The organism is Streptosporangium sp. NPDC003464, from assembly GCF_053588315.1.
This window is the reverse complement of the sequence record NZ_JBSFPS010000284.1, coordinates 1-12,918: the sequence shown is the minus strand read 5'-3', so window position 1 is coordinate 12,918 and position 12,918 is coordinate 1. Positions and strand designations below refer to the sequence as shown.

Annotated in this window: 14 protein-coding genes; 8 read left to right on the top strand and 6 right to left on the bottom strand. The window is 69.1% G+C overall.

The window, feature by feature from the left end:
• Positions 1 to 238 precede the first annotated feature (238 nt).
• On the bottom strand, positions 239 to 706 hold the full coding sequence (gene soxR, locus ACWDS7_RS40305) for a redox-sensitive transcriptional activator SoxR (protein ID WP_451933560.1): 468 nt from the start codon (positions 704 to 706) through the stop codon (positions 239 to 241).
• Positions 707 to 1,071: 365 nt separating this feature from the next.
• Here soxR and ACWDS7_RS40300 point away from each other — a divergent pair, with 365 nt between their 5' ends.
• Positions 1,072 to 2,865: a discoidin domain-containing protein gene (locus ACWDS7_RS40300; protein WP_451933559.1), complete on the top strand. Its 1,794-nt coding sequence runs from the start codon at positions 1,072 to 1,074 to the stop codon at positions 2,863 to 2,865.
• 60 nt (positions 2,866 to 2,925) lie between these two features.
• On the opposite strand, the gene ACWDS7_RS40295 is transcribed toward ACWDS7_RS40300, so the two are convergent.
• Positions 2,926 to 4,092: an ROK family protein gene (locus ACWDS7_RS40295; protein ID WP_306873924.1), complete on the bottom strand. Its 1,167-nt coding sequence runs from the start codon at positions 4,090 to 4,092 to the stop codon at positions 2,926 to 2,928.
• A 134-nt stretch (positions 4,093 to 4,226) separates the two neighbouring features.
• Between ACWDS7_RS40295 and ACWDS7_RS40290 the strand changes: the two genes are divergently transcribed.
• The 5 genes from ACWDS7_RS40290 (at position 4,227) to ACWDS7_RS40270 (ending at position 8,997) form a co-directional block, all read left to right on the top strand.
• Positions 4,227 to 4,433 carry a hypothetical protein gene (locus ACWDS7_RS40290; protein ID WP_451933558.1) on the top strand — a complete coding sequence of 69 codons (207 nt, stop codon included), beginning with the start codon at positions 4,227 to 4,229 and terminating at the stop codon, positions 4,431 to 4,433.
• Positions 4,430 to 6,034 (top strand): beta-N-acetylhexosaminidase, encoded by a 1,605-nt coding sequence (locus ACWDS7_RS40285; RefSeq protein ID WP_451933557.1) that lies wholly within the window; start codon positions 4,430 to 4,432, stop codon positions 6,032 to 6,034. The genes ACWDS7_RS40290 and ACWDS7_RS40285 overlap by 4 nt, the downstream gene beginning before the upstream one ends.
• Before the next feature lie 73 nt (positions 6,035 to 6,107).
• The gene (locus ACWDS7_RS40280; RefSeq protein WP_451933556.1) at positions 6,108 to 7,307 is read left to right on the top strand and encodes an ABC transporter substrate-binding protein; all 1,200 of its coding nucleotides are present in this window, start codon (positions 6,108 to 6,110) and stop codon (positions 7,305 to 7,307) included.
• A 3-nt stretch (positions 7,308 to 7,310) separates the two neighbouring features.
• Positions 7,311 to 8,189 carry a carbohydrate ABC transporter permease gene (locus tag ACWDS7_RS40275; protein ID WP_451933555.1) on the top strand — a complete coding sequence of 293 codons (879 nt, stop codon included), beginning with the start codon at positions 7,311 to 7,313 and terminating at the stop codon, positions 8,187 to 8,189.
• Positions 8,182 to 8,997 carry a carbohydrate ABC transporter permease gene (locus tag ACWDS7_RS40270; protein ID WP_306873938.1) on the top strand — a complete coding sequence of 272 codons (816 nt, stop codon included), beginning with the start codon at positions 8,182 to 8,184 and terminating at the stop codon, positions 8,995 to 8,997. The genes ACWDS7_RS40275 and ACWDS7_RS40270 overlap by 8 nt, the downstream gene beginning before the upstream one ends.
• A 93-nt stretch (positions 8,998 to 9,090) precedes the next feature.
• Here the strand turns inward: ACWDS7_RS40270 and ACWDS7_RS40265 are convergent, their stop codons facing one another.
• Complete coding sequence (locus ACWDS7_RS40265) at positions 9,091 to 9,852, bottom strand: alpha/beta fold hydrolase (protein ID WP_451933554.1); 762 nt, start codon at positions 9,850 to 9,852, stop codon at positions 9,091 to 9,093.
• Positions 9,846 to 10,451: a TetR/AcrR family transcriptional regulator gene (locus tag ACWDS7_RS40260; protein WP_451933553.1), complete on the bottom strand. Its 606-nt coding sequence runs from the start codon at positions 10,449 to 10,451 to the stop codon at positions 9,846 to 9,848. The genes ACWDS7_RS40265 and ACWDS7_RS40260 overlap by 7 nt, the downstream gene beginning before the upstream one ends.
• Positions 10,452 to 10,571: 120 nt before the next feature.
• On the opposite strand from ACWDS7_RS40260, the gene ACWDS7_RS40255 reads away from it, so the two are divergent.
• Positions 10,572 to 10,832, top strand: coding sequence for a DUF6653 family protein (locus ACWDS7_RS40255; RefSeq protein WP_451933561.1), 261 nt, complete (start codon positions 10,572 to 10,574; stop codon positions 10,830 to 10,832).
• A 367-nt stretch (positions 10,833 to 11,199) separates the two neighbouring features.
• Positions 11,200 to 11,535: a hypothetical protein gene (locus ACWDS7_RS40250; protein WP_451933552.1), complete on the top strand. Its 336-nt coding sequence runs from the start codon at positions 11,200 to 11,202 to the stop codon at positions 11,533 to 11,535.
• A 147-nt stretch (positions 11,536 to 11,682) separates the two neighbouring features.
• Here the strand turns inward: ACWDS7_RS40250 and ACWDS7_RS40245 are convergent, their stop codons facing one another.
• Entirely contained in the window at positions 11,683 to 12,324 is a 642-nt protein-coding gene (locus ACWDS7_RS40245) for a hypothetical protein (protein WP_451933551.1), read from the bottom strand.
• A 136-nt stretch (positions 12,325 to 12,460) separates the two neighbouring features.
• The coding region (locus ACWDS7_RS40240) for a hypothetical protein (protein ID WP_451933550.1) at positions 12,461 to 12,918 on the bottom strand (458 nt) is incomplete at its 5' end.

Genomic DNA, 12,918 nt, shown 5'->3' with positions numbered 1-12,918 from the left:
CGCCCGCACGTACGCTCGAGCAACTGCAAGATCGTATTACGTCCGCCGATGACTGCCCCGCAGATCAGCTCTGACAGTTATTCACGAACAAGCCCTGGGCAAGGTCGGCGACTGCCGGATCGGCGTCAGCGTCCACGCCGTGACCGATCTCGCCTCCTGCCCGCTGAAGCTTGACCTCGCAGTCCGTGATCGTGCCGGTCCGTACAGCCGGCCGCAGACCCCGCCACCTGACAAAGCACTACCGGGCCGGTGCTCCTGAGGTGAGGCGGTGGGGTCCGCTGCCCTTCTCGGCGAGCTGGTCGCGGGGGTTGACCAGGGCACACTGTCCGAAGGACAGGCAGCCGCAGCCGATGCATTCGGTGAACAGGTCGCGCATCCGCTCCAGCCGTTCGATACGGGCGTTGAGCTCCTCGCGCCAGCAGTCGGAGGCTCGGATCCAGAACTGCTCGGTCGGGGCGGCGCCTTCGGGCAGGATGGCCAGGACCTCGCCGATCACCGACAGCGGGATGCCCACGTTCTGCGAGGCGCGGATGAAGGCGACCACGCGCAGTGTCGTGCGGTGGTAGCGGCGCTGGTTTCCGGTGGTGCGGCGGCTGTGGATGAGGCCCTGGCGCTCGTAGAAGCGCAGCGCCGAGGCGGGCACGCCGCTGCGCTCAGAGAGCTCGCCGATGGTCAGTTCCTTGGTGTTCCAGGGCACGGTGCTCATGTCCCAGATCCTATGGACGGAGCCGGGCGCTCGCAGATCATCGCGCCGGCCCGCACTTCGCCTCCGGGCAGCTCGGAGATCCAGATCGGTCCGCGGTTCGAAAGGATCAGCGGGCCCGTGCCGCCGACGGCCATGAACCCGGCGCTTTATTGCAGGCTCTATAAATATTCACCTTGGAGACCTTGCGGTGCGACACTCCTGCGGGAATGATCCCGGTAGGAGAGCCTGCACCTGGAACAACTTCCTCTGGAGCTTGTCAATAATGGGCGACCATGTGTCGACCAGCCGTGACGGCCAGCAGAGGTCGCGTCAGCCGCGCCTACTCGGCGCCGTCTCCCACAGAAATCTCGCTTTGGAGGAATGCCATGCGCCTCTTGACCCCTCCCCTCGCCGTCGCCGTGGCCCTGACCGGACTGCTCGCCGCCACGAACACCACCGCAGCCGCCGCCGACCGCGGCACCAGACCGAGCTACCGGCTGGACTGCGACGGCAACGGCCCGGGCAGCACCTGCACTGTGGTCGCCACCGGCAAACCACGGCCCCACCGCGTCGAGGAGTTCGTCACCACGGTCAGGAGCGGCGACCAGGTATGGGCGCGAGACACCCTCTACAGCCGTGAAGGGCAGGTACGCAGCCGCCCGTTCGTGCTCCCCGACAAGGACGTGACGGTCGACGTCTCCGTGACCTCGTTGCCGGAGAAGCACGTGGGCTCACCGCTCCGGCTGATGGCGTGGAACCTCTTCGTCGGCGGCACGTTCGACCGTAAGGAGACCACCGGCGAGAACCTCACCCAGATGATCGACTACATGAACGAGGTCAACCCCGACATCCTCTTCGTGGTCGAGGGGTACGGGTCCGGTCAGAAGATCCTTGAGGGGCTCAACGCCGGGCGGGCCGAGGGCGACCGTTTCACGGGCGTGCAGCTCACCACGCCCGAGGACTACAGCCACAACGGCGACAACCTGTGGCTGTACACCAAGCTCAAGGTCGAGAAGGTGTACCCTCGCTACGCCGACGCCGACATCGACTCCTTCAACATCGGCGGCGCCCGGCTGGGCCTGCCCAACGGCAAGCACGTCCACGCCTTCAGCCTTTGGACCTGGCACGACGGCTGGGCCTACGGCGACACCCACGACGCGGCGGTGCAGAACACCCACGGCCTCCCGCGCACCAAGACCGACGAACAGATCCTGGAGGGCGACAACCTCCGCCGGGTCGCCATGGGCAAGGCCATCCTCGAGAAGGCGATCCCGTCCTTCATCGGCGACGACGACGCGCCGGTGCTCATGGGCGGTGACCTCAACGCGCAGTCGCACCTGGACTGGAGCGAGCAGTTCGCCAATGCCCCCGGCCACGGCGGTGTGGTCCTGCCCTGGCCGTACACCAAGCTTTACACCGACGCCGGCTTCATGGACACCTTCCGCTACGCCAACGCCGACGCCGGCATGTACCCCGGCCGCACGTGGAGCCCCTTCCACGGCATGGGCGCCATCCCCGGCCGCATCGACTACGTCTTCGCCCGCGGCAAGGACGTCCGCGTCCTGGGCTCCCGCGCCGACGTCCGGCGCCTGCCCCGCCACCAGCAGACCCCGCTTGACCCGCAGTACCCCTTCTACTCCGACCACGGCTCCGTCATCACCGACGTCCTGATCCGCGGCAAGGGCACCGGGCCCGACCGGGAACCCGTGACCGAAGAGCCCGGTAAGGGACGCCACATCTGGCCGACGGAGCCCGTCGGGCGCCGCATCCCGCCCGCCGAGCTCAAGGCCACCGCCAGCACCTTCAAACCCGGCATCGGCGACCCGCGCAATGCCGTCGACGGCAAGCTCACCACCGACTTCCACTCCGACTACCCTGTGGTCCCGCCGCAGCCGCACACCATCACCGTCGACCTCGGCCGGGTCAGGGAACTGTCGGCCGTACGGTTCCAGCCCAAGCTGCGCACGAACATGAACGGCACCATCCTCAAGGGGATGGTGCAGGTCAGCGATGACGGCACCACGTTCAGGGACGTCACGGCCGTCGAGTGGCCCCGCATGACCGCGCCCAACGACGTCAGCCTCCAGGGCGTCTCGGCCCGGTACGTCAGGCTGCGCTCCGACTACGGCATCGGCGGCGCCTCCGCCCTCGCCGAGATCATCCCCTACGAGAAGGCCTGACGACGAGGGGCGGCCGAGCAAGGTGAATCCTGCTCGGCCGCCCCTTCGAGAGCAGCGGCGTCAGGGGAGACGCTGAGGGGCGGCGGGACCGGAGATGGTCCCTTCCAGCGAGAAGAGCCACTCGTCCACATGGTCCAGCGCCAGGCAGGCTCCGCCCAAGGCGACGCATTCCTCACCCAGCGTCGAGGGGCGGATTTCGGGAAGGCGCAGGCAGTGGGGTTCGAGGGCCCGCTTGAGAGCGGGAAGCAGGACGTCGGCCGAGCGGGAGAAACCACCGCCCAGGACGACCAGCTCAGGATCCAGCGTCAGCACCATGGCGGCGGCGCCGAGGGCGAGGTGGCGGGCGTAGGCATCGACGGCAGCCTGAGCTCCGGGGTCTCCGGCGCGGGCCGCGTCGAAGACGAGCCGCGCGGCCTCCTGGGGTGATGCGCCTGCGGCCGCGGGACAGCTCTCCAGGTGGCCGGCCATGGTGCGCCACCCGGTGATCTCCATGAGGCCGACCTCGCCGGTGGCCCCGCTGAACCCGTGGTGAAGCCGGCCGTCGAGGATGAGCGCAGCGCCGGGTCGGCGGCCGACGTGCAGGTAGACAAGGTCTCGAACGCCTGCCGCGACGCCGAGCCGCTGCTCGGCGAGGGCGGCGAGCTTGCTGTCGTTCTCGATGGTGATCGGGCAGGACAGCCGCTGCCCGAGATGGCCGGCGAGGTCGACTCCGGGCCAGTCGGGGAGGTCGTTGACCCGGGTGACCACCCCTTCCCGGTTGACGACACCGGTGCTCCCCGCGGTGGCGCCCCACATGTCGGAGACCGCCAGACCGGAGGCGACGAGCGCGGCGTCGATGGCCCGCCACGCGGCCTCCAGCCGCTCATGCCGGGCGGTGTGCCGGTCGACGGCGACCCGGCCGCTGGCGACGGTCCGGCCCGCGAGGTCGGTGACCACGGCCAGGACCTTGTGAACTCCCATGTCGATGCCCAGCACGTGCCCGGCGTCGGTGCGGAAACGGTAGCGCTTGGCGGGCCTGCCCAAGGTGCCCGGCGCGGGCTCGACCTCGGCGATCCAGCCACGTTGCTGGAGCTCGGCGACGACGTCGCCCACGGAGGCTCGCGACAGCCCGGTCCGCGCGACCAGCTCGGTGAGCGTCAGTGGTGCGCACGCCTCACGCAGGGCCCGAAGACTGTTCAGAATGTTCTGCTGTCGCAGCCACTGAAGGTCCCCACCGCTGACCCGCACGGGCTTGCTCCTCACTATCAATGGTCTCTGAATTATATCGCCGGTGTCCGGCTGGATCATCCAGCACAGAAGGTCTTGACGGCAAGGCCGTTTCTATGAATATCTATGGACTCTGTAATAAAGGGGGTCCGAAAATGACAGTGACCACAGCCGTCGTCGGGTCAGGAGCGCGCGGCCGGATCTACGCCAGGGCGGCGGCTGCCGACGGCCGGGCGCGGATCGCGGCCGTGGCCGACCCGGACCCGGCGAGGCGGGCCGCGCCGGCCGAAGCCCTGTCCGGGCACCTCGTCGTCCGGGCCGCCGAACGCGCCCGCGCGACCCGGACGGTGCGGGCACTGTGACCCCGATCCCGGCGCCTTCCCGCTGCACACTCGGAGAACAGCGGTTCACCTTCACCGCCGCGACGCCGTTGACCGCCGACCCGGTGCTGGCCGGCGCCGCGACGTGGCTCCGCCAGGCCCTCACCCCGGCTACGGGCCTACCGCTGCGCGAAGGCCCCGGCGGGGTCGAGATCCGCCACACCGTGGGCCTCGGGCCCGAGGAATATCGGCTCACCGCCACGACGGAGTCCGTGCTGATCGAGGCCTCGGCCCAGGCAGGCGCCTTCTACGGGGCGCAGACCCTTCGCCAGCTGCTCGACCCGGCCGCCTTCCGCGCCGGCCGTACCGGCGACAGAACCTGGAGCATCCCCGCGGCCGAGATCGTCGACGCCCCCAAGTACGGCTGGCGCGGCTGCATCATCGACGTCGCGCGGCACTTCCTGCCCAAGAACGACCTGCTGAGGTACATCGACCTGCTGGCCGCGCACAAGCTCAACGTCCTCCATCTGCACCTGACGGACGATCAGGGCTGGCGGTTGGAGATCAGGAAGTACCCGAAGCTCACGGAGATCGGCGCCTGGCGGCGCGAGTCCCCGCTGGGCGCCAGGCGGCATCGCCTGTTCGACGGGCGCCCGCACGGCGGCTTCTACAGCCAGGACGACATCAGGGAGATCGTCTCCTACGCCGCCGACCGCTCCGTCACGGTCGTCCCGGAGATCGACCTTCCCGGCCACACCCAGGCCGCCATCGCCGCCTACCCCGAGCTCGGCAACCTCGACGTCCCCCTGGAGGTGCGCACCGAGTGGGGCGTCGGCGAGAACGTGCTCAACGTCTCCGACGACACGATCGCCTTCTTCACCGATGTCCTCGACGAGGTCCTCGAACTCTTCCCCGGTGAGTACGTCTGCGTCGGCGGCGACGAGACCCCCAAGACCCAGTGGAACGAGAGCGTTCCCGCCAAGGAGCGCATCCGTGAACTCGGCCTGCGCGACGCCGATGAGCTGCAGAGCTGGCTCATGCGGCACTTCACCGACTACCTGCTGGCGCGCGGGCGCAAGCCGCTCGGCTGGGACGAACTCATGGAGGGTGGCCTGCCACTGGGCGTCACCGTCGCTGCCTGGCGCGGCGACAGGTGCGCGGCGATGGCCGCGCGAGCCGGCCACGACGTCGTCGTCTCCCCGTTCGCCGAGACGTACCTGGATTTCCGCCAGGCGGAGGGCGAGCAGGAGCCGGTGCCGATCGGCAGCGTGACCTCCCTGCGCGCTGTCCACGCCTTCGATCCGGTCCCCCCCGGCTTCACCGGGGAGGAGCGGAGCAGGATCCTCGGCGCGCAGGCGGCGCTGTGGACCGAGCACATCGACTCGCCCCGGCTCCTCGACTACATGGCCTTCCCGCGACTGGCCGCCTTCGCCGAGGCGATGTGGAGCGACGAGCGCGACTTCGAGGACTTTCTCGTACGGCTCGCCGTACACGAGAAGCGGCTCGACGCCCTGGGTGTGGAATATCGCCCGGCCACCGGCCCGCACCCCTGGCAGCAACGCCCTGACGCTCCCGGCCATCCCCGGACCAGGGCCGAGATCGACCGCGAGCTCGCCGACTGGACCGCCAACCTGCGGCCCTGAACACCCCCCGACCCCCCTGGAGACAGACGTGCGTTTCCGCCTACCCCTTGCCTGCCTCGCCGGCCTCACCGTCATGGCTGCCAGCTGCGGTTCCTCCAGCCAGCCGGAAGCCTCAGGGAAGGCCACGATCAGCTACGCCATCTGGGACAAGAACGACCAGGCGAGCGCGGAGAAGATCATCTCGGCCTTCCAGCAGGCCAATCCCGACGTCACGGTGAAGCTCGAGATCACCCCGTGGGACCAGTACTGGACCAAGCTCCAGACGGCCGCGTCCGGCGGTGCCGCGCCCGACGTGTTCTGGATGAACAGCCTCAACGTCCGCATGTACGCCAAGGGTGGGATCATCACCCCGATCGAGGAGTCGAAGGCCCAGGGCCTTCCCCCGGCGGTCGTCGACGGGTACCGCTACGACGGCAAGTTGTACGGCCTGCCGCACAACGTGAGCATCCCGGCGCTCTGGTACGACAAGAAGCTCTTCGACGCCGCCGGAGTGGCCTACCCCACCGCCGACTGGACCTGGGACGACGTCAAGGCCGCGGCCAAGAAGCTGACCGACCCGTCCAAGAAGCAGTTCGGCATCCTCGCCCACATGTGGGACCAGGGCGCCTTCTACCCCACGATGCTCCAGGCGGGCGGCCACGTGCTGTCGCAGGACGGCAAGAAGAGCGGCTTCGACGACCCCGCCTCGATCCAGGGCCTGGAGTACTGGACCGGCATGATCAAGGACAAGGTCGGCCCCGTGGCGGAGGTCTACGCCGACACCGACCCCATCACGCTCTTCCAGTCCGGCAAGTACGGCATGCTGTACGGCGGCGTCTGGTTCGCCCCCACCTTCTGGGCCAACCCCGAGATCCGCGAGCGGATCGACGTGGCCCCGCTGCCCGCGGGCCCCGGCAAGGAAGCCGTCATCCTGCTCGGCCTGGCCAACGCCGTCTCGGCCAAGAGCGAGCATCCGAAGGAGTCGGCGGCCTTCGCCGAGTTCGTCGCCTCCGAGCAGGCCCAGAGGATCCTCAGCGACAGCGGCGGCGGCTCCCTCTCACTCCGTGACGGCACACAGGAGGGCTGGTTCAAGTCCTTCCCCTCCTTCCACCTGAAGGAGACCTACGACGCTTCGATGCCGTACGGCGTGCCGTACCCGGTGTCACTGAACACCGCGCAGTGGCAGGACGTGCAGAACAAACTGCTCGCCGAGGCCTGGGCGGGCAAGCGGCCGGTGGCCGACGTCGCCAAGGAGATCGCGACGCAGATGAACGAGATCCTGGCCAAGGAGTAACCGATGCACTCCAGGCGCGAGTGGGCGTGGGGGTATCTCCTCATCGCCCCGATGGCGCTGGGTCTGGCCGTCTTCTACCTGTGGCCCATCGCCCAGACCCTGTATCTCAGCATGACCGAGTCAGGCGTCTTCGGCGGCTACACCTGGGTGGGGACGGCCAACTTCGCCGACCTGTTCACCGACGAGGAGATGTACGGCGCGCTCGGCAACACCCTGCTCTACTCGGTGCTGGTGCTGGCGGGCGTGCCGCTGTCCATCGTCGTCGCGGCGCTGCTGAACGTGCCGGGGCTGCGCGGGCTGAGCGTTTACCGGACCCTCTACTTCCTGCCCGTGGTCACGATGCCCGCCGCGGTGGGCCTGACCTGGAGCTACCTGTTCAACGGCGACTTCGGGGCGATCAACCACGTCCTGGGCACGCTGGGGATCGACGGGCCGTACTGGCTCGGCGACCCCGACTTCGCGATCTACGCCATCGCGGTCGTCGGGATCTGGAGCTCGATCGGCTACAACGCGGTGCTGTTCCTGGCCGGCCTGCAAGGCATTCCGCGTCACTACTACGAGGCCGCCGAGATCGACGGAGCCGGGCGGTTACGGCAGTTCTTCAGCATCACGCTGCCGTTGCTCACGCCCACCACGTTCTTCGTCGTGGTCATCACGATGATCAACGCGCTGCAGGTCTTCGACCTCGTCTATCTCATGATCGACCTGAAGAGCCCGGCCCTGGAGGGCAGCCGCACGATCGTCTACCTCTTCTACGAGACGGGCTTCGTGCAGAACCAGCGCGGGCTCGCCGCGGCGATCGCCGTCATCCTGCTCGGGCTGATCCTGGTGCTGACCGCGATCCAGTTCAGGCTGCAGAAGAAGTGGGTGCACTATGAGTAAGCCCAGGACCTGGCCGGCGCATGTGTTCCTGGCCGCCGGCGCGCTGGTGATGCTCGCACCGTTCGCATGGCAGCTCGTGGTCTCGCTGCAGACGCTGCCGGACTCGCTGCGGGTGCCGCCGAAGTTCACGCCCTCCTGGCAGTGGTCGAACTTCGCCGACGTGTTCCGGTCGGTGCCGCTGGCCAGGCAGTTCCTCAATACGGTCGTGGTCACCGCCGCCGTGACCGCCGGACAGTTGCTGCTGTGCTCGCTGGCCGCGTTCGCCTTCGCGCGGCTGCGCTTTCCCGGCAGGGGCGCCTTGTTCCTGCTCTTCCTGGCCGTGCTGATGGTGCCTGGGGAGCTGTTCCTCATTCCGCGGTACGAGATCATGCAGGGGCTCGGTTGGCTGAACTCCCTTCAGGCGCTGATAGCGCCGGGCGTGTTCGGCGCGTTCGGCACCTTCATGCTCCGGCAGTTCTTCCTGTCGTTGCCCAGGGAGCTGGACGAGGCGGCCTCGATCGACGGGGCCAGCCCGCTGCAGATCTACTGGCACATCCTGCTCCCGTTGGTCAGACCCGGCCTGCTGGCGCTCGGCATGCTGACCGTCATGTGGTCGTGGAGCAGCCTGCTCTGGCCCCTGGTGGTCAATACCGACCCGGAGATGATGACGCTGTCGGCCGGCCTCGCCTCGCTGCGCGGCCAGTTCCTGACCAACTTCCCCATCCTGTTCGCCGGGTCGGTCGTGGCCTCACTGCCGGTGATCGTTCTCTTTGCCGTCATGCAACGTCAGCTCATCGCCGGCATCGCCTTCACCGGCTCGAAGGGGTGATCCCAGCACTGATGCCGAGGCGGACGGCCACCAGGACGACGGCGGTGGAGATGACCTCGCCGGACCCGACCGGGAACACCCCGCGCGCGTCGATCAACTGTCCGTCAGGAAGGCCAGGGCGTCCGGGGCGAACCGTCTGTCGGTGAACGTGCCGCTGTGGCTCCGGCCCGGATAGACGACGAGCCGGGCGTCCGGGATGCCTTCCACCGTCTGCCGGGCCAGTTCCAACGGGTAGACCAGGTCCCTGTCGCCCTGGATCAGCAGCGTGGCCGCCTTGATGTCGCGCAGCCGTCCACTCAGGTCGGAGCCGTCCTCGGCGTCGAGGACGATGACGGCGTCGGTGTGGTCTTCGTGGCCACTGTCGGACAGCCACAGCAGGCCTTCGAGCAGTCTTCGGCCGGTCGTCGATCCCGTGACGACCTCGGCCAGCGCGGGGCTCGGCCGCCTGCCCTGGCGTGCGCGCTCGATGTAGGCGCGCTGGGCTCGCCTGCCGACGGGGCCGAGGGTGCAGGCCGTGCCGGCCAGGACGAGGCGGTCGACCAGGCCGGGATGGTCGGCGGCGAGTTGGAGGGCGATGGATCCGCCGGTGGAGATGGCCAGCATGTTCACCGGGGTCTCGAAGGTGCTTCTGATCGCCTGCGCGTAGACGGCGGCGAGGTCGGTCATCGTCGTGCCCGGTGGCAGCCCAGGCCGGCGGTTGACGACGTAGACGGTGAAATGCTCGGTGAACGGTCGCACCAGCCGCATCGTGGACCAGCGTGCCAAGCCTCTCGGGTTGGCCGCTTGCGGGGTGTAGAGCAGGACAACCAGGGGTGGTCCTTCACCGGCCGACAGGTACGGCAGGTCGTTCAGCATGGGGTGAGCCCTTCTGTGACAGCGTCGATCAGGCGGTCCATCACGGCCGGGTAGACGTCGGCGTCCAGGTGCTCGGCGTACAGCGGGGTCAGCAGGACCGCGCGCAGCACGCCGAGCAGCACCTGCGGATCGCCTTCCAGATGGGTGCCGAGGAACTGGAGCAGATCGGCCATCGGGCCGCCCTCGGCGGCGGCCATCCGCTCGGGGGTGAGCTTGGCGGCGACCGCGCCCATCTCCTCGGGGTGGGACATCAGCCGCCGGTAGAGCGGGTTGGTGTCGAGTTCGGCGACCGTGGCGCGCAGGAAGCGCCGCAGGCGGTCGCGGGTGTCGGTGCCGCGGTTGAGCCCTTCGTCGATCACGCGCCGCCGCACCCCCTCGTACTGCCGCAGCATGGCCTCGAAGTAGAGGTCCTCCTTGGAGTCGTAGAAGGCGTAGATCGAGGACTTGGCGATGCCCGCAGGGGTCGTCAGCTCCTCCAGTGACGTCTTGCGCAGGCCCTGGGTCGAGAAGAGGCGGGTGGCGGTGTCGAGCAACCGCTCGGTGATCCGCGCCCGCTCTTCCTCGGAGAACGCCGCGGCATAGTATCTCCATATGAACAATCTGATTTTTTGTTCACACAATACCCTCCGGGTGCCCGACCGGCGCAAGCCGCGGGTCTCACCCGTTCCTTTCCGGAGATCGGCGTGAAGCCCCTGTCCGCGGTCGCCCGGGCCTTCCGCATGACCGACGAGGCCTGGAAACGGCACGCCAACCCCTGGAGCGTCTACACCCGCTCCGCCGCGATCCCCGGCATGATCCTCGCAGCGCGGGCAGGCCCGTCCCGGACAGGACTCCCTCCAGGTCGTTCACTGTGGCGTCGCCGCCGTACTCGGCGACGCCGGGCCACAGCTCAAGATGTTCCAGCGCGGGCAGGTCGCACTGCCCGAGCGTGCGCACGACCTCACCGGGCGGTCCGCCGGTCTCGAACCGCAGAACCTTGAGGGAGGCATGCCGTACAGGGCGCAGGTGCAGGCCCTCGCTGCCTCGCACGTCCAGCCGCTCCAGGAGGGGGAACGCCTCCAGGACCGGGGTGATGTCACCCTGCTGGATCCAGGAGATCTGATAGTCGGGCTCGATGAGGCCGAGGAACAGCGAGCGCAGCCGGGGCAGCCGCCGGGCGTTGGCGGCGAGCACGGCGGGGGTGCGGGCTTCCGTCTTACCAGGTGCGGGCGACGGTTCCGGAAGCGATCATCCGTATCCGGGGAGAGGAGGCCGTCGTCGGAGCGGGCCTGGCCGGAGACCCGGCCGTGTTTTTACCAAACGTATTAATCTGATTCCGGGACGACTCGGGCGGAGGCGTGAGGGCAGATGAGCGAGACCGATCCGCACATCCACGTCGAGCAGAAGGTGGTGCAGGCCGGTGCCGCCTTCCGCAATGTGATCGTGTCGTCGCTGGGGCTCGTGCCCGACGCGCCGGGTGTCGTCACCACCGGTTGCGGGCTCCAGGTGCCCTATGTGATGACCTCTCCCCGTCCGGAGAGCGTCACCTGCCTCGCCTGCCGGGAACACGCTCACCGGGAGCACCTGCGCTTCGCCGATCAGGTGGAGCGCCTGAGCCGGATGCCCGGCGCGCCCGTCACCGGCGACCAGGCGGCCAAGGCCACGCAATGGGCCCGGGACCGCGCGAAGAGGTTCTCCGGCTAGGACCTTTTCGAGTGCGGACTGTGCGCTCGCGGGATCTCCTGCGAGCCGTTCGGCGTGTCGAGGTGGCATCCGGTCTGCGACAGATCCGAACGATGAGGGCCGCGCCGCCCTACCGGCCGAGCGCCTCGATCACGAGCCGCCCTCAGGTCAGCTCCAAACGGCGTTCTTCAGCAGGCCCGGCAGCCGCCGGTCGTCCCACACGTCCACTATGACGATCTTCGACTCGGGCAGGAACCACTCCCGCTGGGTGAAACTCTCCGTCTGCCGGCCGCTCTTCTGCTTCACGCACCGGCCGGCCCAGGCGGTGTACTCCGCCTTGTGCCCGCGCCCGACCTGGCGCGGGCCCGTCGAGGTGGCCTTGCCGATCACCTGGATACTTCCGTACTCGAAGGGGCAGCCCACCGGCGCCCCACCGGCCGGGACGAACGGCTTCTCGCCGGTGTAACGGCGGCCCTCGGCGCCGTAGGCGATCACCTTCGGGCCGTACAGCCAGAACCCCCGGCAGTTCGGGGCGAAGGGCTCGGGGATCTTGCAGCTACCGGTCGCCACCAGGACCCGGTCCGTGTAGTCGTACACCTTCCAAGTGGCGGGAATTTTCAGGCTCATCCCCCGGAAGGAGAAGGCTTTGGTCCCCGGAGCCGCCGCCGCCACCGGAGCCGCCGCCGCCATCGAAGCCGACGCGGCCACCGGAGCCGCCGCCGGCGAGTCCGCCGCGGCCAGCGCGGCGGTGGGAGCGGCGAGTACGGCGGCCGCGGCCGACACGGCGAGAACAGAAGATCGCTTCCTCATGCCGGGCAAGCTACTGATCATTACTTGTCATCGGCTTGGATTCCACTGTTCCTCGACCCCGGACCGCCGGTTCCGGCACCGCTGCAAGGTCTACCGCGGAACCGTCGGCGGCCCGCGTCCCATCGGGCGCGGGCCGTCAACGGCTGATCAGCGCGCGGAGCACGGCCGGGCCACCGGGTACGGTGCTCAGGCCGAGCGCGACCACCTCGTCGCCCTGCACGGCCGCCGACAGCTCCATGGTCAGGCCCATGCCCCTCGCGGTGAAGCTCCCCGCCGGGATCCGGCTGCCGTCGCGGTGCTCCAGCCAGACGAGGTAGCGCTGGCCGGTGGTCAGGCCGCTGACCGACAGATCCACGGCCGTGCCCCACTGGCGGGCGTCCAACTCGGCCGAGACCCGCATACCGCCCGATCCGTACGCCACCGTGGGCCTGTCCGTGCCGGACAGCCCGGAAAGCAACGTCACCCCCGCGATCGCGGCCGCCGCCGCCAGCCCTCCGGCCCAGGCCAGCCCGCGCCGGCGCCTGCGCGCGTGCCGGGTGCCGACGGCGGTCAGCACGCTCTCGCGCAGCCAGGGCGGCGGCGCGGGCAGCCGGG

Coding starts and splice junctions, on each gene's coding strand:
- soxR (WP_451933560.1), bottom strand. CDS start 706: ATGAGCACCGTGCCCTGGAACACCAAGGAACTGACCATCGGCGAGCTC.
- ACWDS7_RS40300 (WP_451933559.1), top strand. CDS start 1,072: ATGCGCCTCTTGACCCCTCCCCTCGCCGTCGCCGTGGCCCTGACCGGA.
- ACWDS7_RS40290 (WP_451933558.1), top strand. CDS start 4,227: ATGACAGTGACCACAGCCGTCGTCGGGTCAGGAGCGCGCGGCCGGATC.
- ACWDS7_RS40280 (WP_451933556.1), top strand. CDS start 6,108: ATGGCTGCCAGCTGCGGTTCCTCCAGCCAGCCGGAAGCCTCAGGGAAG.
- ACWDS7_RS40275 (WP_451933555.1), top strand. CDS start 7,311: ATGCACTCCAGGCGCGAGTGGGCGTGGGGGTATCTCCTCATCGCCCCG.
- ACWDS7_RS40270 (WP_306873938.1), top strand. CDS start 8,182: ATGAGTAAGCCCAGGACCTGGCCGGCGCATGTGTTCCTGGCCGCCGGC.
- ACWDS7_RS40265 (WP_451933554.1), bottom strand. CDS start 9,852: ATGCTGAACGACCTGCCGTACCTGTCGGCCGGTGAAGGACCACCCCTG.
- ACWDS7_RS40255 (WP_451933561.1), top strand. CDS start 10,572: ATGACCGACGAGGCCTGGAAACGGCACGCCAACCCCTGGAGCGTCTAC.
- ACWDS7_RS40250 (WP_451933552.1), top strand. CDS start 11,200: ATGAGCGAGACCGATCCGCACATCCACGTCGAGCAGAAGGTGGTGCAG.
- ACWDS7_RS40245 (WP_451933551.1), bottom strand. CDS start 12,324: ATGAGGAAGCGATCTTCTGTTCTCGCCGTGTCGGCCGCGGCCGCCGTA.